General features: G+C 53.4%; 16 protein-coding genes. 11 read left to right on the plus strand and 5 right to left on the minus strand.

Annotation, left to right across the window (positions count from 1 at the left end; genetic code table 11):
* Nucleotides 1-107: 107 nt before the first annotated feature.
* Nucleotides 108-1,193: a metallophosphoesterase family protein gene (locus JMF85_RS07550; protein ID WP_236595767.1), complete on the minus strand. Its 1,086-nt coding sequence runs from the start codon at nt 1,191-1,193 to the stop codon at nt 108-110.
* Nucleotides 1,194-1,781: 588 nt separating this feature from the next.
* On the opposite strand from JMF85_RS07550, the gene ilvB reads away from it, so the two are divergent.
* The 4 genes from ilvB (at nt 1,782) to JMF85_RS07570 (ending at nt 6,851) form a co-directional block, all read left to right on the plus strand.
* Nucleotides 1,782-3,524 (plus strand): biosynthetic-type acetolactate synthase large subunit, encoded by a 1,743-nt coding sequence (gene ilvB, locus JMF85_RS07555; RefSeq protein ID WP_201317995.1) that lies wholly within the window; start codon nt 1,782-1,784, stop codon nt 3,522-3,524.
* On the plus strand, nt 3,521-4,009 hold the full coding sequence (ilvN, locus tag JMF85_RS07560) for an acetolactate synthase small subunit (RefSeq protein ID WP_127610470.1): 489 nt from the start codon (nt 3,521-3,523) through the stop codon (nt 4,007-4,009). The genes ilvB and ilvN overlap by 4 nt, the downstream gene beginning before the upstream one ends.
* Nucleotides 4,010-4,145: 136 nt before the next feature.
* Nucleotides 4,146-5,138 (plus strand): ketol-acid reductoisomerase, encoded by a 993-nt coding sequence (gene ilvC / locus JMF85_RS07565; RefSeq protein WP_054797931.1) that lies wholly within the window; start codon nt 4,146-4,148, stop codon nt 5,136-5,138.
* Nucleotides 5,139-5,303: 165 nt separating this feature from the next.
* Complete coding sequence (locus JMF85_RS07570) at nt 5,304-6,851, plus strand: 2-isopropylmalate synthase (RefSeq protein WP_127610472.1); 1,548 nt, start codon at nt 5,304-5,306, stop codon at nt 6,849-6,851.
* A 72-nt stretch (nt 6,852-6,923) separates the two neighbouring features.
* Here the strand turns inward: JMF85_RS07570 and JMF85_RS07575 are convergent, their stop codons facing one another.
* Nucleotides 6,924-8,129, minus strand: coding sequence for an aminotransferase-like domain-containing protein (locus tag JMF85_RS07575; RefSeq protein ID WP_127610488.1), 1,206 nt, complete (start codon nt 8,127-8,129; stop codon nt 6,924-6,926).
* Between the two features lie 237 nt (nt 8,130-8,366).
* Between JMF85_RS07575 and leuB the strand changes: the two genes are divergently transcribed.
* The 3 genes from leuB (at nt 8,367) to gcvH (ending at nt 10,730) form a co-directional block, all read left to right on the plus strand.
* Complete coding sequence (gene leuB / locus JMF85_RS07580; RefSeq protein ID WP_127610486.1) at nt 8,367-9,446, plus strand: 3-isopropylmalate dehydrogenase; 1,080 nt, start codon at nt 8,367-8,369, stop codon at nt 9,444-9,446.
* Nucleotides 9,447-9,693: 247 nt separating this feature from the next.
* Entirely contained in the window at nt 9,694-10,242 is a 549-nt protein-coding gene (locus JMF85_RS07585) for a peroxiredoxin (protein ID WP_054800195.1), read from the plus strand.
* A gap of 104 nt (nt 10,243-10,346) precedes the next feature.
* The gene (gene gcvH / locus JMF85_RS07590; protein ID WP_155615633.1) at nt 10,347-10,730 is read left to right on the plus strand and encodes a glycine cleavage system protein GcvH; all 384 of its coding nucleotides are present in this window, start codon (nt 10,347-10,349) and stop codon (nt 10,728-10,730) included.
* Nucleotides 10,731-10,923: 193 nt separating this feature from the next.
* On the opposite strand, the gene JMF85_RS07595 is transcribed toward gcvH, so the two are convergent.
* The 3 genes from JMF85_RS07595 to JMF85_RS07605 all read right to left on the minus strand — a co-directional run bounded on the left by JMF85_RS07595 (nt 10,924) and on the right by JMF85_RS07605 (nt 15,187).
* Nucleotides 10,924-12,261: a 5'-deoxyadenosine deaminase gene (locus JMF85_RS07595; protein ID WP_127610482.1), complete on the minus strand. Its 1,338-nt coding sequence runs from the start codon at nt 12,259-12,261 to the stop codon at nt 10,924-10,926.
* Nucleotides 12,262-12,769: 508 nt separating this feature from the next.
* The gene (locus JMF85_RS07600; RefSeq protein WP_164751970.1) at nt 12,770-14,740 is read right to left on the minus strand and encodes a glycoside hydrolase family 15 protein; all 1,971 of its coding nucleotides are present in this window, start codon (nt 14,738-14,740) and stop codon (nt 12,770-12,772) included.
* A gap of 234 nt (nt 14,741-14,974) precedes the next feature.
* Nucleotides 14,975-15,187: a KTSC domain-containing protein gene (locus tag JMF85_RS07605; protein ID WP_054797932.1), complete on the minus strand. Its 213-nt coding sequence runs from the start codon at nt 15,185-15,187 to the stop codon at nt 14,975-14,977.
* Between the two features lie 560 nt (nt 15,188-15,747).
* Here JMF85_RS07605 and JMF85_RS07610 point away from each other — a divergent pair.
* The 4 genes from JMF85_RS07610 (at nt 15,748) to JMF85_RS07625 (ending at nt 20,081) form a co-directional block, all read left to right on the plus strand.
* Nucleotides 15,748-16,176 carry a hypothetical protein gene (locus tag JMF85_RS07610; RefSeq protein ID WP_127610478.1) on the plus strand — a complete coding sequence of 143 codons (429 nt, stop codon included), beginning with the start codon at nt 15,748-15,750 and terminating at the stop codon, nt 16,174-16,176.
* Between the two features lie 252 nt (nt 16,177-16,428).
* Nucleotides 16,429-17,214, plus strand: a complete 786-nt coding sequence (gene sigI, locus JMF85_RS07615; protein ID WP_054800201.1) for an RNA polymerase sigma factor SigI — start codon at nt 16,429-16,431, stop codon at nt 17,212-17,214.
* 17 nt (nt 17,215-17,231) lie between these two features.
* Complete coding sequence (locus tag JMF85_RS07620; protein ID WP_201317996.1) at nt 17,232-18,764, plus strand: anti-sigma-I factor RsgI family protein; 1,533 nt, start codon at nt 17,232-17,234, stop codon at nt 18,762-18,764.
* Between the two features lie 285 nt (nt 18,765-19,049).
* Nucleotides 19,050-20,081 carry an aldo/keto reductase gene (locus JMF85_RS07625; RefSeq protein WP_155615650.1) on the plus strand — a complete coding sequence of 344 codons (1,032 nt, stop codon included), beginning with the start codon at nt 19,050-19,052 and terminating at the stop codon, nt 20,079-20,081.
* Nucleotides 20,082-20,141 lie beyond the last annotated feature (60 nt).

Here is a 20,141-nt window from a genome sequence, read left to right on the forward strand (position 1 = left end):
CACCTGGGGCAAGCCAGACTGATGCCGGAGAGCGAAGGATGGAGCATCCGACGCACGCCGGCACCTTGCGCATGGCTTCATGCCTTCGTTGTAAGGTTCCTTTCCGTTCACCTGCCGGGAACGGGCACGCTGAACTGAGCTTCAGGCACCCAGCGATTGCGGGCAAAGTCACGGCCCCGCACCTCCACCCGGTCTGCGAAGACGCGAACGAATAACCCTTCGCTATCTTCGGGCGCCGTCTCCGTTTCGCCTCCCTTACCGTCATCCGTTAAAGGATGACCTACGGAGGAGGTGTTGATCATGGTAAATTGATCCCATCTCATCGTATACGGCGTTTTCAATTCCCAGTGCGTGTGGCTTGAGAAGAAAATAACCTGCGGGTATTTCGACAAAATCGATTTGAGCTCGGTATAGGCCACGACCCCGCGATTCAGCCCGCTGCCGGCTACCGTGTAAGGAAGCGGCTGATGCAAGAACACGAAGATCGGATTGCCGGAACCGTCCTCCTCGTGGAGCTTCTCGTCCAACCAATGCAGCTGCTTCGCAGAAAGAACAGCATCCTCTCCATTACCCGGAGCGGATTGCCGGTATTGTTCCGAACCGAGCACGATAAACCGGTATCCTGCAATGATCCGCTCGAAATAGAGGTTCTCGGCGTTGGAGAATTGCAGGAAGCGCGTCTGGGACGTCTGCTCCGTTTCGCCATTGGGGAAGCTTGCCGGCTTCCATCGGCCCTGATCGTCATGCCAGGCTTTATAGTATTCGTGATTTCCAATCGCATACAAGAGCTTGTCCGGAAGCGGAGCAGTTTCCAGAATGTTCCGGAAAGCTTCATAATCCTCGGGTAAGCCGTCGGTCATGTCGCCGTTTAAGATGATGGTTTCCGCATTCGGATCGAGGTTATGCAGATCGCTTAAAGCGGCGCTTAACTTCTGATGGGACGACTCGTCTTCAGCGCGGACGTGCGCATCGCTGAGCACAGAGAATGTGAGCAGCGGCTGGTTTGACGGCGGCGACTTCGGTACGGGCTTCAATACCCGTCCGGCAGCCGGTGCAGGTGCGGCTTGCTGAACGGAAGCCGATGCCTGGGGCGAAGCGGCTTGAAGGTCGGACGGAAGGTTCGCTACAAGCAGAACGCTCAAGGCGGAAATGAGGATCAGAGCAGCGAGAATCGACAAGAGGGGCTTGCGCAACTTCAATCACTCCCTTCAAGTTTAACGGTACAGGTACGTCTTTTTACCCGACCTGTCCATGATTGACAACCTCTAACGACAACTTTCGCAGAATACCTTTCGTTCGCAACCGGCGGTTTTTGCCCGTAGGCGCGAAGCAAGGCTGAAATCGATTCTTCTTGACGAAGTCCTCGATTCGTCATATAATACATTAAAGTACAAAACAGCAGTTAACAGCTGTGAAGAGGACGAAGTGCTAAGGGCCCTTATGTTCAGAGAGCATTTGGATTTGCTGAAACCAATGCCATAATCCCTTATCTACGAGCTCACCTCGGAGCTGTTTTCCTGAAAAGTGCGGCTATGCCAAGCTGCAGCTAGTAGGGAAAATCGGATTGGCACTCGTTATTGTGCCGAGGGTAAGCGTAACGTTTGCTAGCAACGTTCATTACCTGCTAAGGTTATTTGCCGTGAGGCATTTAACAAATTTGGGTGGTACCACGGAAGATCAACCCCTTTCGTCCCGTCAGGCGCATTTGCGTTTGGGGGCGAGAGGGGTTTTTTGCTTATTTTACAAGCGTCGTCCTAAATCTAGAGAAGGAGGCCCAACCCATGATCGTACAAACCACACAAAAGTCTAAAGAGCAGCTTCGCGAAGAGCTGTTGAAGCCAGATGTCATCACCGGATCGGAAATGCTGTTGCGCAGCTTGCTGCTGGAAGGTGTCGATTGCGTCTTCGGTTATCCGGGTGGAGCGGTTTTATATATTTATGATGCGATGCACGGCAATCCCGATTTCAATCATTTGCTGACGCGTCACGAGCAGGGAGCCATTCATGCGGCGGACGGTTACGCCCGTTCGACCGGTAAGGTCGGCGTCTGTATCGCCACGAGCGGGCCGGGAGCGACGAACCTCGTTACGGGGATCGCCACCGCGTATATGGATTCGGTGCCGCTCGTCGTCATTACCGGCAATGTCGCGACGACGGTGATTGGAACGGATGCGTTCCAGGAAGCGGATATTACCGGCATCACGATGCCGATTACGAAGCACAGCTACTTGGTGCGCGATGTGAAGGATCTGCCCCGCATTATTAAAGAAGCGTTCCATATCGCATCGACAGGGCGCAAAGGTCCGGTGCTGATCGATATTCCGAAGGATGTCTCCAACGCGGCGGCCCCGTTCTCGTATCCGGACAAGGTGGATATTCGCGGCTATCATCCGACGGTGCAGCCGAACAAGCTGCAGGTCGACCGGATGCTGGAAGCCATCGCAGCGAGCGAACGCCCGATGATTATTGCCGGCGGCGGTGTTGTATATGCGAATGCGGCGGAAGAGCTGATGGAATTCGTGCGCAAAACGCGCATCCCGGTTACCACAACGCTGCTCGGCTTGGGCGGATTCCCGAGCGCCGACGATTTGTGGCTCGGCATGCCGGGCATGCACGGCACGTATGCGGCTAATATGGCGCTGCAAAACTGCGACCTGCTGATCGGCATCGGCGCCCGCTTTGACGACCGCGTGACGATGAAGGTGGACGGCTTCGCGCCGAAAGCGAAGAAGATCGTGCACATTGACGTCGATCCGGCGGAGATCGGCAAAATCGTCGAGACAGCCATTCCGGTAGTCGGCGACATCAAAGCCGTTCTGCAGCTGGCCAACCAGAAGGCGAAAGCGGCAAAGTCGGAGAGCTGGATCGCGGAAGTGATAGAGCTGAAGCGGAACAATCCGCTCAAGTACAACGACTCCGAGACTGAGCTGAAGCCGCAGTATGTGATCGAGATGATTCATGAGACGACGAAAGGCGATGCGATCGTCACAACGGACGTCGGCCAGCATCAGATGTGGGCCGCGCAGTTCTACAAATTCAACAAGCCGCGTTCGTGGATCACTTCGGGCGGCCTGGGCACGATGGGCTTCGGATTCCCGTCGGCGATCGGCGCGCAAGTAGCGAATCCTGACCGGTTGGTCGTCTCGATCAACGGCGACGGCGGGATGCAAATGTGCTCGCAGGAGCTGGCGATTTGCGCCATTAACAAAATTCCGGTGAAAATCGTCGTCATCAATAACCAAGTGCTCGGTATGGTTCGCCAGTGGCAGGAAATCATCTACGATAATCGCTACAGCCATATCGACTTGGCCGGCAGCCCGGATTTCGTGAAGCTGGCGGAAGCTTACGGCGTGAAGGGCCTTCGCGCCACGAACAAGGAAGAAGCGCGCCGCGCTTGGCAGGAAGCGCTCGATACCCCGGGTCCGGTTCTCGTCGAATTCGTCGTTCGGAAGCACGAGAACGTGTTCCCGATGGTAACGCAAGGCTCGACGATAGATCAAATGATACTGGGGGATTCGGAATGACACGCAAACACACCATTTCCGTTCTAGTGAATAACCAGCCCGGTGTGCTGCAGCGCGTATCCGGCCTGTTCGGCCGCCGGGGTTTCAATATCGAGAGCATTACAGTCGGGGAATCGGAGGAGAACGGTCTCTCGCGCATGGTCATCGTCACGACTGGAGACGATCATACGTTGGAGCAGGTTTCCAAGCAGCTGTATAAGCTGATCGACGTCATCAAGGTCGTCGATCTGAGCTCCAATCCGATGGTCGCCCGCGAGCTCGCGCTCATCAAAGTGAATGCCGAGCCGAATATGCGGCCCGAAATTCTCGGCGTCGTCGAGACGTTCCGCGCAGCGGTCGTCGACATCGGCCCGAACTCGCTGATCGTGCAGGTCGTCGGCGATTCCGAGAAAATCGACGCGATGACCGAGCTGCTTAAGCCTTACGGCATTAAGGAATTATCCCGCACGGGCGTAACCGCGATGATTCGCGGTATGGTGAAGTAACCCAAAACATAGTACAATGTTCCTGTGAGTGGGATCTCAAGCGGATGACCTTTCCTACGGACGGAAGCCCGCAGGCCGGTGGTGCGTTTGAGCACCCACTCACAGGGTTTTAAATTAAAGGAGGAGCTATTATACCATGGCAGTAACTACGTATTATGAAAAAGATGCAGACCTGAACGTTCTGAAAGGCAAAACGATTGCGATTATCGGCTACGGAAGCCAAGGCCACGCTCAGGCGCAAAACTTGCGCGACAGCGGCTTGAAAGTTATTATCGGTCTTCGCCAAGGTAAATCCTTCGAACAAGCGAAAAACGACGGTTTTGACGTGTACTCGGTAGCAGAAGCTACGAAATTGGCCGACATCGTACAAATCTTGATGCCGGACGAGACGCAAGCTCGCGTATATAAAAGCGAAATCGAACCGAACCTGAAGCATGGCGCAGCGATCATGTTCTCCCATGGTTTCAACGTTCATTTCGGGCAAATCAATCCGTCCGCGGATAAAGACGTATTCCTCGTCGCTCCGAAATCTCCAGGTCACATGGTTCGCCGTGTATACGTGGAAGGCTTTGGCGTACCTGGTCTGATCGCCGTTCACCAAGATGCAACCGGCCAAGCGAAAGAAATCGGCCTTGCTTATGCAAAAGGAATCGGCTGCACACGCGCAGGCGTTATCGAAACGTCCTTCCGCGAAGAAACCGAAACCGACTTGTTCGGCGAGCAAGCCGTACTTTGCGGCGGCGCGTCCGCACTCGTGAAAGCGGGCTTCGAAACGTTGGTAGAGGCAGGCTACGCTCCAGAGATGGCTTACTTCGAGTGTTTGCACGAGCTGAAGCTGATCGTTGACCTGATGTACGAGGGCGGCCTCGCAACGATGAGACATTCGATCTCCAATACGGCTGAGTACGGTGACTATGTAACCGGTCCTCGCATCATCACGGAAGAAACGAAGAAAGAAATGAAGCGCGTACTGTCCGATATCCAACAAGGTAAATTCGCTCGCGACTTCATCCTGGAGAACCAATCCGGCAACGCATTCATGACGGCTACCCGTCGCCTGGAGTCCGAGCATCCATTGGAGCAAGTCGGTTCCCAGCTGCGTGAAATGATGCACTGGATCAAGAAGTAGTTTTTACGCTAGTCAGCGGTTTACATGTCAGCACTGTATAAGGTCGGCTTGATGACGTCAGGCGGGACGAACCGGAAGCGCCGGGCGTTCCGCACGTTTCGAGCCGTACCTTTTTCTGCTTTAAGTAAGTATTCCATATTTCGGTAAAGCGTAGGTGAAACCGGCATGAGAAAAATTTATATTTTCGATACATCGCTGCGTGACGGCGAGCAATCTCCAGGCGTCAACCTGAACATTCAGGAGAAGGTGGAAATTGCTTTGCAGCTCGAGAAGCTTGGCGTAGACCGCATCGAAGCCGGCTTCCCGGCAGCATCCCCCGGCGATCTGGCTGCCGTTAACGCGGTGGCCAGAGCCGTCAAGAATGCATCTGTTATCGGGTTGTCCCGCTCGCGCGAGCAGGACATCGAAGCCGTGCGTGAGGCGCTTCAAGGCGCGGAGGATCCATGTATTCACCTGTTCCTGGCGACCAGCCCCATTCACCGCAAGCATAAGCTGAGAATGGAGAAGCATCAGGTGTTGGAAGCGGCTGAAGCGGCGATCAAGTATGCCAGGAAATATTTCAGCAAAATCGAGTTTTCGGCCGAGGATGCAGGGCGTACCGAGCTTGATTTCCTCTGCGAGGTAACCGATCTGGCGATCCGCTCCGGCGCGACGGTCGTGAACATCCCCGATACGGTCGGGTACATGACCCCGTATGAGTACGGCAACATTTTCAAGACGTTGAAGGAAACCGTACCGGGCATCGAGAAGATCCAGCTTAGCGCTCATTGTCACGATGACCTCGGGATGGCTACGGTGAACGCCTTGGCGGCGATTTTGAACGGTGCGGATCAGATCGAGGGCACCATCAACGGCATCGGCGAGCGCGCCGGCAACACGGCGATCGAAGAGGTGGCGTTGGCGCTCGAGACGCGTCAGGAGTACTTCCAGGCGAAGACAACGCTGACGTTATCCGAGATTGCGCGTACGAGCCGCTTGGTCAGCAAGCTGACCGGCATGGTCGTGCCGGGGAACAAGGCGATTGTCGGCGCCAACGCCTTCGCGCACGAATCGGGCATTCATCAGGACGGCGTGCTGAAGGAGAAGACGACCTACGAGATCATGTCTCCGGAGAAGATCGGGCTGAAGGGCGGCAAGCTGCCGCTGGGTAAGCTGTCCGGCCGTCACGCGTTCCGCGAGAAGCTGGTGGAGCTTGGTTACAGCTTGAACGACGAACAGCTCAATACGGCGTTCGGGAAGTTTAAGGCATTGGCCGATAAGAAGAAGCAGGTCACTGACGAAGACATCCTGGCGCTGGTCGAGGAGAAGCTGATCGAGACGCCGGAAGTGTTCGCGCTCGAGATGATCCAAGTGTCGTACGGGAACCAATCCACGCCGACCGCAACGGTGCGGATTCGTACGCTGGAAGGCCAGACGCTGGATGAAGCGGCAGTTGGCAACGGCTCCGTCGACGCGATCTACAATGCGATCGATAAAGCGACGAAGGAAGACGTTGAGCTTGACGACTACTCGATCCAATCCGTGACGCAAGGCAAGGACGCCCTCGGCGAGGTGCATGTCGTGCTGAAGCAGGGCGATTATTCCGTACAGGGCCGCGGCGTGAGCACAGACATCCTCGAAGCGAGCGCGCGCGCCTATGTGGATGCGATCAACCGTTTGATTGACAAACGCAAAACGCCTGCACGCGGACGCAACAACGTATCGACGGTTTAACGCAAAAACGACTGACATTTAAATGTCAGTCGTTTTTTTTATGCTCAGAAGGCGAATAATCGGAAGTGTGTCTTACGGTTGAACGGCAACCGATTGTAACTTTTCGATGGCGCGGTTCAGCCGCTCGAACGCCGTTTTCATTTCTTCGTAGTCCGTATGCGTAAAGTTGAGTCGCATCGAATTCGTTTGCGGCTCGTCGGCATAGAAGCTGACGCCCGGTACGAAAGCGACGCCTTCCTCGACGGCGAACTTCATCAGTTCGGCGGTATCGATGTGCTGTGGCATCTCCACCCAGATGAACATGCCGCCTTTCGGCTCAACCCACTTTACACCTTCCCAATTTTGCGCTTTCAACAGATCGATCATTTGGTGCATCCGGATCTCGTACTGCGTACGAATCAGATCAATGTGACCGTAAATGTCGAAGCTTTCGAAAATTTGGTGGATCGCCTGCTGGTCCATGGTGCTCGAATGCAGGTCGGCCGCTTGTTTAGCGCGCGCCATATGGCGGATGACTTCTTTATCGCCGACGACCCAGCCGGTACGCAGCGCAGGGGCGACGATTTTGGAGAAGGTGCTCGTGTAAATGACCGGATTGCCGTCCGCCTCGCCGCCCAGCGAGAAGATGGAAGGCAAGGGCTCGCCTTTGCCGAAACGCAGCTCTCCGTATGGATCGTCCTCCAGAATGAGCACGTTGTTGCGCTTACAGATGTCCAGCGTATGCTGCCGGCGTTCGATGCTCCAGGCTTTTCCTGTCGGGTTGGCGAACGTCGGGATGACGTACACGAACTTCGGCTGATGCAGCTTGATTTTGCGTTCCAAATCTTCCGGGTTCATGCCGTCCGTGTCGCAGTCCACCGATACAAGCCGCGCTTTATGCGATTGAAACACTTGAATGGCGGCCAAATACGTCGGCTTCTCTACCAGAATGACGTCGCCCGGGTCGACATAAATTTTCGTCAGCAGGTCGATCGCTTGCTGAGAGCCGGTTGTAAGCAGCATGTTGTCGATGCCGGCATGAATGCCTTTGCGCGCCAAATGCTTGGAAATGCTTTCCCGTAAAGGGGTGAAGCCTTCCGTTAATCCGTATTGCAGTACGCTGTTGCCTTGCTCGAACACGCGCGCGAACGCGTCTCGTACGGCATCCAGCGGAAAGTATTGCTCATTCGGCAAACCGCCGGCGAGCGAAATGATCGAGCGTCCTTGCGTGAGCTTCAGAATCTCACGAACGGCGGACGATTTGAAGCTGTCGATCGTCTCCGAGAAGCGATAATTCATGGGAATGGACTCCTTTAACAGCGGGCAGTTATGTCGCGCTTTATAGTTGTATTGAATCTATTAAATTTATTTTAATCCTTTGCAACTAGGATGACAACCTTCAAATCGGTCCCGAGGATCAACCTATAGGTATATAGTCAATGCCTATGAAGATGATAGATTTTATATCTTTGTAAACAGCGGATAAATATGCTACAACTGAACTAATGAACCCCAATGAAATGAGGAGTGGAACGAATGGCAGATGTAAAGAAAATCGCCGTCATCGCAGGCGACGGGATCGGTCCCGAAGTTGTGGCGGAAGCGATTAAAGTAATGAAGAAGACAGAGGAGCTGTTCGGCTACCGTTTTGAATTCGAGCACGGTTTGTTCGGCGGAATCGCGATCGATGAGAAAGGCACTCCGCTGCCGCAAGAGACGCTGGACATCTGTAAAAATTCCGACGCTGTGCTGCTCGGCGCAGTCGGAGGTCCGAAATGGGACAATAACCCGAAAGAACTTCGCCCCGAAACGGGCTTGCTCGGCATTCGTAAAGCACTCGGTTTATTCTCGAACATTCGCCCGGCGAACGTGTTCGATTGCTTGAAAGACGCTTCGACCTTGAAACCGGAAGTACTCGAGGGCACCGACCTGATTGTGGTGCGCGAGCTGACCGGCGGCATCTACTTCGGAGAGAAGTTCCGCCGCGAAGGCGCGCAAGGCCAGGAAGCCGTCGATACGTGCGTGTATAACGTGACAGAAGTGGAGCGTATCGTGCGCCAAGCGTTCGAAATTGCCCAAACCCGCCGCAAGAAGCTTGCTTCGGTCGACAAAGCGAACGTGCTTGAGACTTCCCGCCTGTGGCGTGAAGTGGTTAACCGGATTGCGCCGGAATATCCGGATGTCGAGCTTGAGCATGTGCTCGTGGACAACTGCGCGATGCAGCTGCTGCGCCGTCCGTCCAGCTTCGACGTCATCGTGACGGAGAACATGTTCGGAGATATTCTTAGTGACGAAGCGGCTATGCTGACCGGTTCGATCGGGATGTTGTCTTCCGCTTCCCTTGGCGAAGGCGCCTTCGGCTTGTACGAGCCGGTACACGGCTCTGCGCCGGATATTGCGGGACAAGGCATCTCGAACCCGATCGCGACCATCTTGTCCGTCGCCTTGATGTACCGCCTTACGTTCGGATACCATGACGCGGCGGAAGCGATCGAGCGCGCCGTGAAAGAAGTGCTTGATGCAGGTCACCGTACAGGCGACATCGCTGTCGATAAGAGCAAAGCCATCGGTACCGTAGCGATGGGCGATTTGATCGTGAACGCAATCCGTAAATAAGCTTGCTAGTTAATAAACTATAACCGGGTATACAGTTAAACTCTTGGGAAATACTCTTTCTTAAGAGTTTTTCTTTGTCAGTCCAGTCAAAAAGGATAAGAGACCGACAATTTTGTACAAAATGTGACAGTTTATAATGATTATCATGAAGTAATTGCTTTAATCTTGACTTTGCTATTGTCGAATGATAGGATTTAAAGTGTGATAATCATTATCAATAAATTACAACAAGGAGGATATTATACACATGTCTGAACGTTTAGTAGGTAAACCGGCTCCTGATTTCACGATGGAAACAGTTCTGGGCGATGGCTCCGATTTCGGTAAAGTCTCTCTTTCCGATTACAAGGGCAAATGGCTCGTCTTGTTCTTCTATCCGCTCGACTTCACTTTCGTTTGCCCGACAGAAATTACGGCGATCAGCGATGCGGCGCCTCAGTTCAAAGCTGTGAACGCTGAAATCCTTGGCGTATCGGTTGACAGCAAACATTCCCATCGCGCATGGATCAACACACCAGTGGACCAAAACGGTCTTGGTAAGCTGAACTTCCCGCTTGCATCCGATCTGACGAAATCCGTAGCCCGTGACTACGGTGTATTGATCGAAGAAGAAGGTATCGCGCTTCGCGGCTTGTTCATCATCAATCCGGAAGGCGAATTGCAATACCAAGTCGTTCACCATAACAATGTAGGCCGCAGCGTTGAAGAAACGCTCCGCGTACTCGAAGCTTTGCAATCCGGCGGTTTGTGCCCTGTTGGTTGGAAAAAAGGGGACAAGCACTTGGTGGCGAAATAATCGGATTTTTCCGACCCTTATACCCCTCAGTCTGCCTACCCGGGCAGGCTCTGGGGTTTTTCCACGCTATATGAGCTTAAGAAGGTTAAGAAGGAGAGCGATCGATGGAAATCATCCAAGGACTGAAATACAGCGAAAATCACGAATGGGTACGTCTTGAAGGAAACCGCGCGGTTGTCGGGTTAACTGATTTTGCGCAGGAGGAGTTCGGCGTCATCGTGTTTATTGAGCTCCCGGAAGTGGGGGAGACGCTGCGCGCGGGAGAACCGTTCGGCAGTATGGAATCGGTGAAAACGGTTACTGAACTGTACGCGCCGGTATCCGGTAAGGTGATCGACATCAACCGGAAGTTGAACGAGAACCCTGGCCTTATCAACATGTCACCCTACGGGCAGGGTTGGGTGTTAGTCGTCGAGATGAGCGATCCGGGCGAATTGGACAAGCTCTGGGACGCAGCGAAGTACGAACAAACTTATGCCCACGAATAAACGGACAACCTTGCTTCGTCGGGGTTGTTTTTCTCTTGAGATATAGCGATTTTCCTCGAAAGGGCTCCGATCAGGAGCTTTTCTTATGAGAATGGCCGCAAGTCTGCCGAATCAATCCCCCATCCACGTGCCTGAAGGAGCGGCGTCGGCGCCCCGACAGAGCGCCGACGCCTGTGTATCCCTGGCTGTTTCGCTAGCGGCTGATTGCGGTTCGTTTCAACAGACGCTGGATCGAACGATTCGCTTCGTGCAAGATGACGTCTTTGTTGATCGTTCGCATCTTTCCGTTCTCCATGATGATCTTGCCGTTAATAATGGTCGTTTCGACGTCGGCTCTGGTGGCGGAGTAGACGATCCGGGAGATCGGATCGACATCGAAGGACGGGTACATGTGGAAGTTGTTCAGGTTCAAGATCGCCATGTCGGCTTTCTTGCCGAGTTCCAAGCTTCCGATCTGCTTCTCCAAGCCGACGGCCCGGGCTCCGCCAATGGTAGCCATACGAAAGACGCTACGGGCGTTCATGGCCGTCGGGCCGTGAACGGGCTTCTGAATAAGCGCGGCCAGCCGCATCTCGTTAAACATATCCAGATTGTTGTTGCACGGAGCCCCATCGGCGCCCAGGCTTAAGGAAATATCAAGTTCCAGCATCCCCGGCGTATCGGCAATACCGGACGCCAACTTCAGATTGGAGCCGGGACAATGGCTGACGTGCACGCCTCTCTCACGGATAATCCGCTTCTCTTCCGCATCCAGCCAGATGCAGTGCGCCAGTATCAACCGTTCGTTCGCCAGACCTAAGTGATCGAGGTAGACGACATTACGCATGCCGGTTTCTGCTTGTACGATTTGAATCTCATGCTGATTCTCCGAAGCATGGGTGTGCACCTTCGCCTCATACTGCGCCGAGAGCTTCTGAACCTCCCGTAACAAGGCTTCGGTGCATGAGATGACGAATCTCGGGGAGAACGCGTACTGGATGCGGCCGTTATCGAAGCCGTTCCACTTCTCCAGCAAATCGACGCTTTGTTGGAGGGAGTTCCAGGTATTCTCTTGCAAAGGTAAAGGGACCTCATCTCCCTTATCCATCATGACCTTCCCGGATAAGGCGCGAATTCCGCTTTCGGCAATCGCTTGAAACGCATAGTCCGTATGATGGACCGTCTCCATATCGACAATGGTTGTCGTGCCGCTTTGGATCAACTCGCCAATGCCGAGCATGGCCGAATAATAGATGGATTCCTGATCGTGAGCGGCTTCCAGCGGCCAAATCCGCTTTTTTAACCAATCGAGCAGCTCCAGATCGTCGGCTTTGCCTCGGAAGAGCGTTTGGCACAGGTGGATATGCGTTTGGACGAAGCCGGGAATGACGGTTCTACCTGTTGCGTCAATGATCGTCTCATCCGGTATCGGTTGTAAGTCGGGCCCGATGGCGTGAATGAGGTCGTCCTGAATCCGGACGTCTCCGGTTACAATGTCCTCGCGTGCATTCATCGTCACGATTTGCGCATTCTTGATCAGCAAGCTTCCCATGACTGACTCCTCCGTTTGATATGAAAATGAAGAGCTCAACTTCCTTTGAATGCAAAAAAGCTACGAAAAAAATACGCACAACGTGCCTATTTATTTCGCAGCTAGAAATGTACGGTTTCTAGTAAACGAAAAGGGGATACTTATTCGCTTACCTCGAATTGTAATTCATAGGTATATACATGTCAATATGTGTTATGTAAAATAACATTTATAATATTCCACTGAAGAACTAACATGCTTCTTAAACAATTAAGAGATAGAAACATCGGAAATGATGAAAAAAAGAGATGTTCATGTTATTTTAAATGACATTTAAATTGCAAGCGGCTAAGGGGCTAGAGCTGGCTCGAATTGAGGAATAGCGGAACAGCGTTGCTTTATTCCATGAAGTTCAAGGCTGCGATCGTCTCACATGCAAGCGAACTGTTGTTCCGTTATGTGTGGTTTGAGCAGCTCCGGAGCAGGAGACCCGAGCTCTGCCTGCCCGGAACTGCCCGTTATTCTGTACTTATTTCGAAGCTGCGAGCAGCTTCTTGTACTTCTCGGTATACTTCACGACGGCGAGCACGTAGGTCGCATGCGACCAAGTGAGCGGGGCGACCGAGACCGGATCGCCATTGAACGGATCGAGCTGTTCCGGCAAAATACCGCTTTCCATCGCGTGCTGGACGACCCATTCGAGTGTCTTGCGCGGCGATTCGAGATCGGCGAGCGTCTTGGCGTATTCGATTTCCCACTCTGCGATCCACAGCGTACAAATGATCCACGGGTTGCCCGGGATATTCTCGATATCGGAAGAACGCTGGAAGTAATAGTCGTGGTAGTAGCGGGCGACGCCGCCGACATCGGTTTTGATGGTTAAGCGATCGCGGTTCGCCCGCATCGTGCTGACGACGCGGGGGTCGTCGGCCGGCAGGACGCCAAACTCGAAGATGCCGTAAACGCTGCTCTCGTAAGTACGATCCTTGACCCATTGTCCGTTCTCGAGGTACAAGCCGCGGACGAACCGGCCTTCCTCTTCGTCCCATAGATGCTTCAGGATGCCGTTCTTGATCTTCTCGGCGGTATGGCGGTACCGGTTGGAGCGTTCTTCGTCGCCGAACAGGCTGCAGAAGTTGGCCGCGGCGATCAACCCGCCGTACACCGCCGACGCGGTGAACGTATAAATGCCGTACCGTTCCTCCCACAGGTCGTAGCTCGGCTTGGGCAGGGACAAGTCATGCTCCAGATAGCTGGACATGAACCGCGCCGCGCGCCGGATAAGCGTCCGGTACAGGGACTGCGGCAGCTCGATCACCTCGTGGCGGACGTAATCCTGCCACAGTGCGAACAAGACGAGCGCGGTTTCGTCCTCCTGGATCGGCAGCTGCATTTTGCCTCCGTTCAGATAAGGGTGCCAGCTGGACCCCACAGTACCGTCCGGGTTATATTTATGATGCAGGTAGCCTTCCGGAGACAGCGCATTCGCGCAGAAATGGAAGAACGGCGTAATCATCCCCTGGTACCCGGCCATCGTCATGGCGTACGCGATCAGCGCGCCGTCCCGCGGCCACATGTAGCTGTAATGATCGCGGTTCGATTGCATGATTTCCGAGTCGTTAGCCGCGATAATCGCGCCATTGACGTCGGTTTGGGTCCGGACGATCAGCAGGCTTTGTTTGTACATGCGGATACAAGCTTCGGTCAGGTTGCCGTAATCGCGTTCCGACTTGTTGACCCAGCGCTGCCAGTAGATGATGGCCCGCTCCAGCAGTTTGTCGGGGTGGCTCTCTTTCACATAAGCGTCGAGCTTCTTCACTTCTTCAAGGTCTTTCCCTGCGCTCATCCAATAGTAGAGCGATTCGTCCGCGTTCGGCGCCACGTGCGCACGCAGGGAGATCGTGCTGTCGACGGAGCCTTGCGCGATAGCGTTCCCGGACAAGTGGCCGTCCTCGGCGTCGCGCCATGTGCCTTCGGCGTTATAAAATCGTTTGACGCCGGTCGTATATTGATACAATCCTTCGCTGCCGGTCAGGCCGTTGAACATGAAGTAGCGGTCTTTTTTATAATGAAACACGGTGTTGTTCAGAGGATAGTATGCGGCGGTATCGCCGACTTCGGTTTCGTTAATGACCAAGTCTTGATTGAAGAACAGCCGGATTTCGCGGACCTTATCCCAGTGGTTATGGACTCGGATGCGTTTCAAGTAAACGTCTTCGCGTTGGTGTACCCCGTCGTTGATCAGCAGCGTGACACCCAGATGATAATGCGATGCCCGGACTTCCGTGACAAGCGAGTCCTCGACATAGGAAAGCTCGATATTCCATTCGGGATCGGAAAGCCAGGTGAAACTGCCGTCCACCCATAAGCCGACGCGGCATTGATAACCGCCGATGTGGTTCAATTGCCCTACATAAGGGTAGTACAGATCGCGCATGAAGGTGTTGCGATCCAAGTTGATTAAAAACTTGCCGTTCCCGATGACAAGATGTCTGGGCAATGCATCCACATCCTTCTCTATCCAGAATGCTATCTTCATACTTTAGAGTACCGTTTTCTGGCAAGTGGGTCAATCCATGAAAATGAATGAAAACGGATATTGGCGCACTTTTTTTGCGATAATAAAAGATGATCTTACTAGAATCACATCCTATTATTACCAAAATTAAATAGTGATAGTCTAAAAAAAATAATCTCCCGCTGGGCAAGGGAGATTATGTACTTGATCCGCCGTCTACGCTTGAGGGGGAAATACCGTCTTCGTGGCCGCCATTCGCATGATCATGTCGTACCGGTTGGGAGATTGCAGCAGCATCTGATACTGGTCGGGGGCGACGTCAAGGCAGGTGTACGTCTGACCCGTGTAATACTGAATATGCATTTGCGAGGCTTGGTCATCATACTGCACGAACGGAATTTGCTTGGAGCCGATCGAAATTAATTGCACAAGCGATTCTCTCCTTTCGGGGACGCGGGGGTTAAGTGGGAAAAATCCGACTGCGCCAGTAGGAACGGCAGCGGATTTTCCGAAGACGAAGCCTTTATTTAGATATGTATGCCGCTTGCATGAAGTTTAGAATACGTTTGCGGCACCGCTCTACAAGTGCGAATACAGCGGCGTCCTAATCGCCGAGCACCTAGCAGGATAGAGGCGGCTAAGCGGTGCATAACGAGTGCCGGGGTACCGATGATCCGGAGTTTTCCTTTACGCGATTGATCATAAACCGGAAACCTCACTTCATACAGTTGGAATAAGCGTTAATTTTCCCAAAATCGTGCGGTATAATACGCAACCAATATTTAGCATATGGCGTTTTTCGGGGAAAAGAGGATTTTTGACACATTTGGTCGAATAACTTTAAGGATGGTCGGACTCCCGAAGGGGAACACGGCCTGTGTTACAGCTGCTGCATCGCAGCGGATGCCCGGTTGTCAACACCGTACAACGCAGTATCGCAATTTACGATGTCGGTTGTCACTTAGATGCAAAACTGGAGGCGAATGTGAATGAGCTTTTGCTGCGGCGCCAGCATGTTGGGGACTAAGGGGACGTTAAAACATATAAGAACGCAGATTCACAATGTGCCTCTGTTGTTTTGTCCGGTTTGCCACCGGGTAGAAGTGCATCATCTGGTGGAGAACGAATACGAAATATTGGCCGAATATGCGCATGGGGACGGAGCTCCGGAAGTTGATTTCGGCGAGTATGTGGAGAACCGTGATCAAGCCGAATTGTTCGAGAACTGCGTGAACCACGAGGATGAAGAACCGCTCGATGTGGTGCGCAGCCAAATCGACATGGCGCTCGACCTGCTCACGGTCGCCAAGGAAATCGGCGATGACGAATGGGAGCGGCAACTGAAGAAGCGGTTGAACGTCTTGAGCCAGCGTCGAAACAAGCTGAAAAGTAAAAAAACGATGCGCGGCATGTCCTGATCTTTACGACCCGACGAAACGTCCCTCCACCACGCGCTTTCTCCTCTTCATCCCAACCGGTTCTCGGGGAGAAGCAGCGTGATCGGCAACATGACGATGTGCCCGGAATCCGTTCCGGTCCAGCGTTCGTCACGCTGCCGGGAGGGACGTTTTTTTTCATAAATATTCCTGTAAGAATCTAGGGGGAGCTCGTCTGCTGTACCCCCGTAATCGTATAGAGGGTAGCGAAAAATTTAGTGTGAGGTGGAACGGTTGCTGCTTGTTTTATTTAAAAGATTTTTAGGAAAACGTCAATCACACCACACGGAGCCGGAGAAACTGCAAACTCCGGAAGAGATTGTCATTCGAATTCAAGAAGGTGATCTGCGCCTACGCAACCAATTTATAACCGATTATCAGCCATATGTTGCGAAGGTCACAAGCCGATTTTGCAAACGTTACGTCGATCCTGCGAGGGACGACGAATTCAGCATCGCGCTAGGTGCTTTCAACGAGGCCATCAATCAGTTTTCGCCGCAGGCGGGCCGTTCGTTTCTAGGGTTCTCGGAGCAAGTCATCCGCCGGAGGCTGATCGATTATGTGCGTAAAGAGCAGCGTTTTGCCGGGCAAATTCCTTATAGCACGTTCGAGGTGGAGGACGAGGAGGAACATACGGTCAACCCGGTCGAAATTCACCAAGCGATCGAGCAGTTTGAGAAACAGAAAGGCATGGAAGAACGGCGAAGCGAGATCGTCGATCTGAGCCGCTCCTTGTCGGACTTTGGTATCAAATTTGACGAGCTGGTGGAGGCTTCACCCAAGCATGACGATTCGCGGCAAGCTTTATTCGGGATCGCCAAGAAACTATCCGACGACGCAGACTTGATGCGGCTCATGCTGCAAAAGCGCATGCTGCCGATTAAAGAACTGTTGGATCAGGTAAACGTCTCCCGCAAAACATTGGAACGTAATCGGAAATTCATTATCGCCGTCGCTCTGATATTTAACGGACCGTACCCGTATTTGAAAGACTATTTACATATCAGAGATGAGGCTTAGAGGAAGGGGGGACGTATATGCATAAAGGAATCGTCATGGAAATGACGGACAGGCACATTGTGGTGATGCGGTCCGACGGCAAGTTCGACCGTATTTCCCGTAAAACGAGAGCCTGTGAAATCGGGGAAGAGATCGTCTATGCGAGTTCCGGCATCAACTGGCGAAGTCCCTCGGTAGCGGGAAGATCCGCCATTGCGGCGGCCGTCATTTTTTGCCTGGTGCTGTTCGCAAGCTTTAACGGCAAGCTCGGCAGTCCTGAGGTTGTCGCCTACATATCGATGGACATCAATCCGAGCGTCGAGATGGGCATCGACATCGACGAGAACGTGCTGGAGCTTCGGGGCTTGAATGAAGATGGGATAGCCTTGGTCGAATCGCTCGAGTATAAGGGGAAAAAGCTTGAGCAAGTGACCGAAGGCTTGCTGGATAAGGCCGAGCAGAAGGCGCTCGCCGGGGGCGAGGCGGAAATCGTCATTACCAGCACCGTCGTGCAGGAGGGCAGCAAGGTGAACGACGAATCGCTCGCGGCCAAGCTGAAGCAGCAGGTGGCCAAGCACATTGAAACGACACACCCGCAGCAGGCGAAGTCTTATCAAATAGCCGCTTTTGCGGCACCGGCGGAAGTTCGCGAGGCGGCCAATCAGAACGGTGTCTCGACGGGGAAATATTCCGTTTATTTGAATGCAAAGAACAGCGGGGCGGATGTGACGCTGGAGGAGCTGAAGAAGGAATCGGTGCTGAAAATTTCCAAATCGAAGCCGGATATAGCCCAATCGATTCGACTGAATCAACTGCCGACGAAGGCCGATTTGAAGCAGCTCGTGAAGCAGGAAAAAGCGGGCGAGCTGGATAAAAAGGTGGCGGAGAAGAAAACGGAAACCGGCTCCGGCAAAGGAACAACGTCGAACGGCAGGAACGGTTGGACGACGAACGGCTCTTCCGATAAATCGGGACCGGTGATGTCCGGCGGCAAAAACGGTTCTTCCGGCAGCGGCAATAAAGACGATGCCAAGAGAAACGGTACGACCGGCAAATCGTCCAACGATCGCGACGACGACCGTGACGACGACCGTGACGACGATGATCGCAAGGGCACGAACGTGAAGCCGTCGACCGGTGTAACGAAGCCGGTATCGTCCGGGTCGGGCTCAAATAAGGGCGACGACAGGAAAGACAACAACCCAAACAATAAAGAGCAAGCAAAGAAGGATGATGAGCGTCGGCGCGAAGAAGCCCGGCGCCTCGAAGATTTAAAGAAGCAGACGGAAGAGAGGAAGAAGAAGCAGGAAGAAGAACGGAATCAGCAGGAAGAAGCGCGGAAGAAGCAAGAGGAAGAACGCAAGAAACTGCAAGAGGAAGCGCGCGAGAAGCAGGAAGAAGCCCGGAAAAAGTTGGAGGATGAACGCAAGAAGCTGGAAGAGGAAGCACGCAGGAAGCAGGAAGATGCCAGGAAGAGGCAAGAAGAAGCGAAGAAGAATCAGGAGCAGAATAGCAATTCCTCCACGTCGGACGATTCCAGGAACAGGGACCGTGATAACAATGACGATTAAACGTCATCTCCTTGCGCTGCCGATGGGTGCCTATCAGCCATCCTTGCCGTGACACGGCAGGGAGCGATGCGTGTACGGCAGGGGGGCGCTTGAAGAAAGAGAACCGTATTCGGCTGTTGATTCAGGCCGGGTGCGGTTTTTTTGAAGCTATCGGCAAAGCCGCCTTGGCAAGAGGCAAGTTGGATGATACGGACACCCGGGGACGGGTGTTTTTTCGCGTAGGTTTGAACTATAATGATCAAAGAGCTTATGAACCAAGGCACACAGGGGAGGGAAACGGACGTCATGCGTTATTCCATATTCGGCAAGACGGGCTATCGGGTATCTTCGCTCGGTTTTGGAGCGATGAATTTGCCGGGAGTTCCGCTGGAGCAAGCGCGGGAAGCGTTAAACTATGCGCTCGATCAAGGGATTAATTATATCGATACAGCGGCGGGCTACCGCAACAGCGAGGAAATTATCGGGGAATGCATTTCACACCGACGGTCGGAGTACTTTTTGGCTACCAAGACATCGAAGCGGGATTACAAGACGGCGAAGGAAGAGATCGAGCGAAGCCTGGTGCGAATGAAGACCGATTGTATCGATCTTTTGCAAATCCATTATGTGAATAAGGTGGAGGAATATCAGGCGGCCATGGCCGAAGAAGGCGCTTACCGGGCGGCGCTGGAGATGAAAGAGAAGGGGTACATCCGGCATATCGGCATTACCGGGCACCGGCCCGATTTGTTGGCCAGGTGGATTAAGAAGGAGCAGTTCGATCAAGTGTTGTTCCATCTGAATTTGGCGCAGCCGTTCGCGTTGGATGAGCTGATTCCGGAGTTAACCCGTCTGAATATGGGGAAAACGGCCATGAAGCCGCTGTCGGGCGGTTTTATTCAACCCGTGGCGAAGGCGATACGCTACCCGTTCAGCCAAGATGTTCACGTGATCCTGTCCGGGATGGTCAGCAAGGCCGAGGTCGAAGAGAATATCGCGGCGATGCGCGAAGAAGTGGGGCACGCGGAGCGTGCCGAGCTGGAGCGGCTGGCGGCTGACCTGGGCGGGCATAACTGCCGGCGCTGCAATTATTGCTCTTGTCCGGTGGAGATCGCGATTCCGGACATTATGATTTCCAGTCAAATCCGCAAGACGTTCGGGCTGCTGCCGAAGGGCGACGGATTTTATCAGAACAATAAGGAAAAGATTTTATCGTGCGCCGACCACGAGCCCTGTAAGGAGAAGCCCTTGTGCGAGCCGATGTGTCCTTACCATCTGCCGATGCGCGAGGTCGTCATGGGGGCTGCCGATTATTACAAGGTGAGCGGAATGGCTTAAGTATGGGCGTAACGATTAGTAGATGCAAGCGCACGAGCTGCGGCAGGAAAAGAAACCGGG

Source organism: Paenibacillus sp. EPM92, from assembly GCF_016586185.1.
GTDB lineage: Bacteria > Bacillota > Bacilli > Paenibacillales > NBRC-103111 > Paenibacillus_G > Paenibacillus_G validus.

Coding starts and splice junctions, on each gene's coding strand:
- JMF85_RS07595 (WP_127610482.1), bottom strand. CDS start 12,261: ATGGGAAGCTTGCTGATCAAGAATGCGCAAATCGTGACGATGAATGCA.
- JMF85_RS07575 (WP_127610488.1), bottom strand. CDS start 8,129: ATGAATTATCGCTTCTCGGAGACGATCGACAGCTTCAAATCGTCCGCC.
- JMF85_RS07625 (WP_155615650.1), top strand. CDS start 19,050: ATGCGTTATTCCATATTCGGCAAGACGGGCTATCGGGTATCTTCGCTC.
- ilvC (WP_054797931.1), top strand. CDS start 4,146: ATGGCAGTAACTACGTATTATGAAAAAGATGCAGACCTGAACGTTCTG.
- gcvH (WP_155615633.1), top strand. CDS start 10,347: ATGGAAATCATCCAAGGACTGAAATACAGCGAAAATCACGAATGGGTA.
- JMF85_RS07570 (WP_127610472.1), top strand. CDS start 5,304: ATGAGAAAAATTTATATTTTCGATACATCGCTGCGTGACGGCGAGCAA.
- ilvN (WP_127610470.1), top strand. CDS start 3,521: ATGACACGCAAACACACCATTTCCGTTCTAGTGAATAACCAGCCCGGT.
- ilvB (WP_201317995.1), top strand. CDS start 1,782: ATGATCGTACAAACCACACAAAAGTCTAAAGAGCAGCTTCGCGAAGAG.
- JMF85_RS07585 (WP_054800195.1), top strand. CDS start 9,694: ATGTCTGAACGTTTAGTAGGTAAACCGGCTCCTGATTTCACGATGGAA.
- JMF85_RS07610 (WP_127610478.1), top strand. CDS start 15,748: ATGAGCTTTTGCTGCGGCGCCAGCATGTTGGGGACTAAGGGGACGTTA.
- leuB (WP_127610486.1), top strand. CDS start 8,367: ATGGCAGATGTAAAGAAAATCGCCGTCATCGCAGGCGACGGGATCGGT.
- JMF85_RS07620 (WP_201317996.1), top strand. CDS start 17,232: ATGCATAAAGGAATCGTCATGGAAATGACGGACAGGCACATTGTGGTG.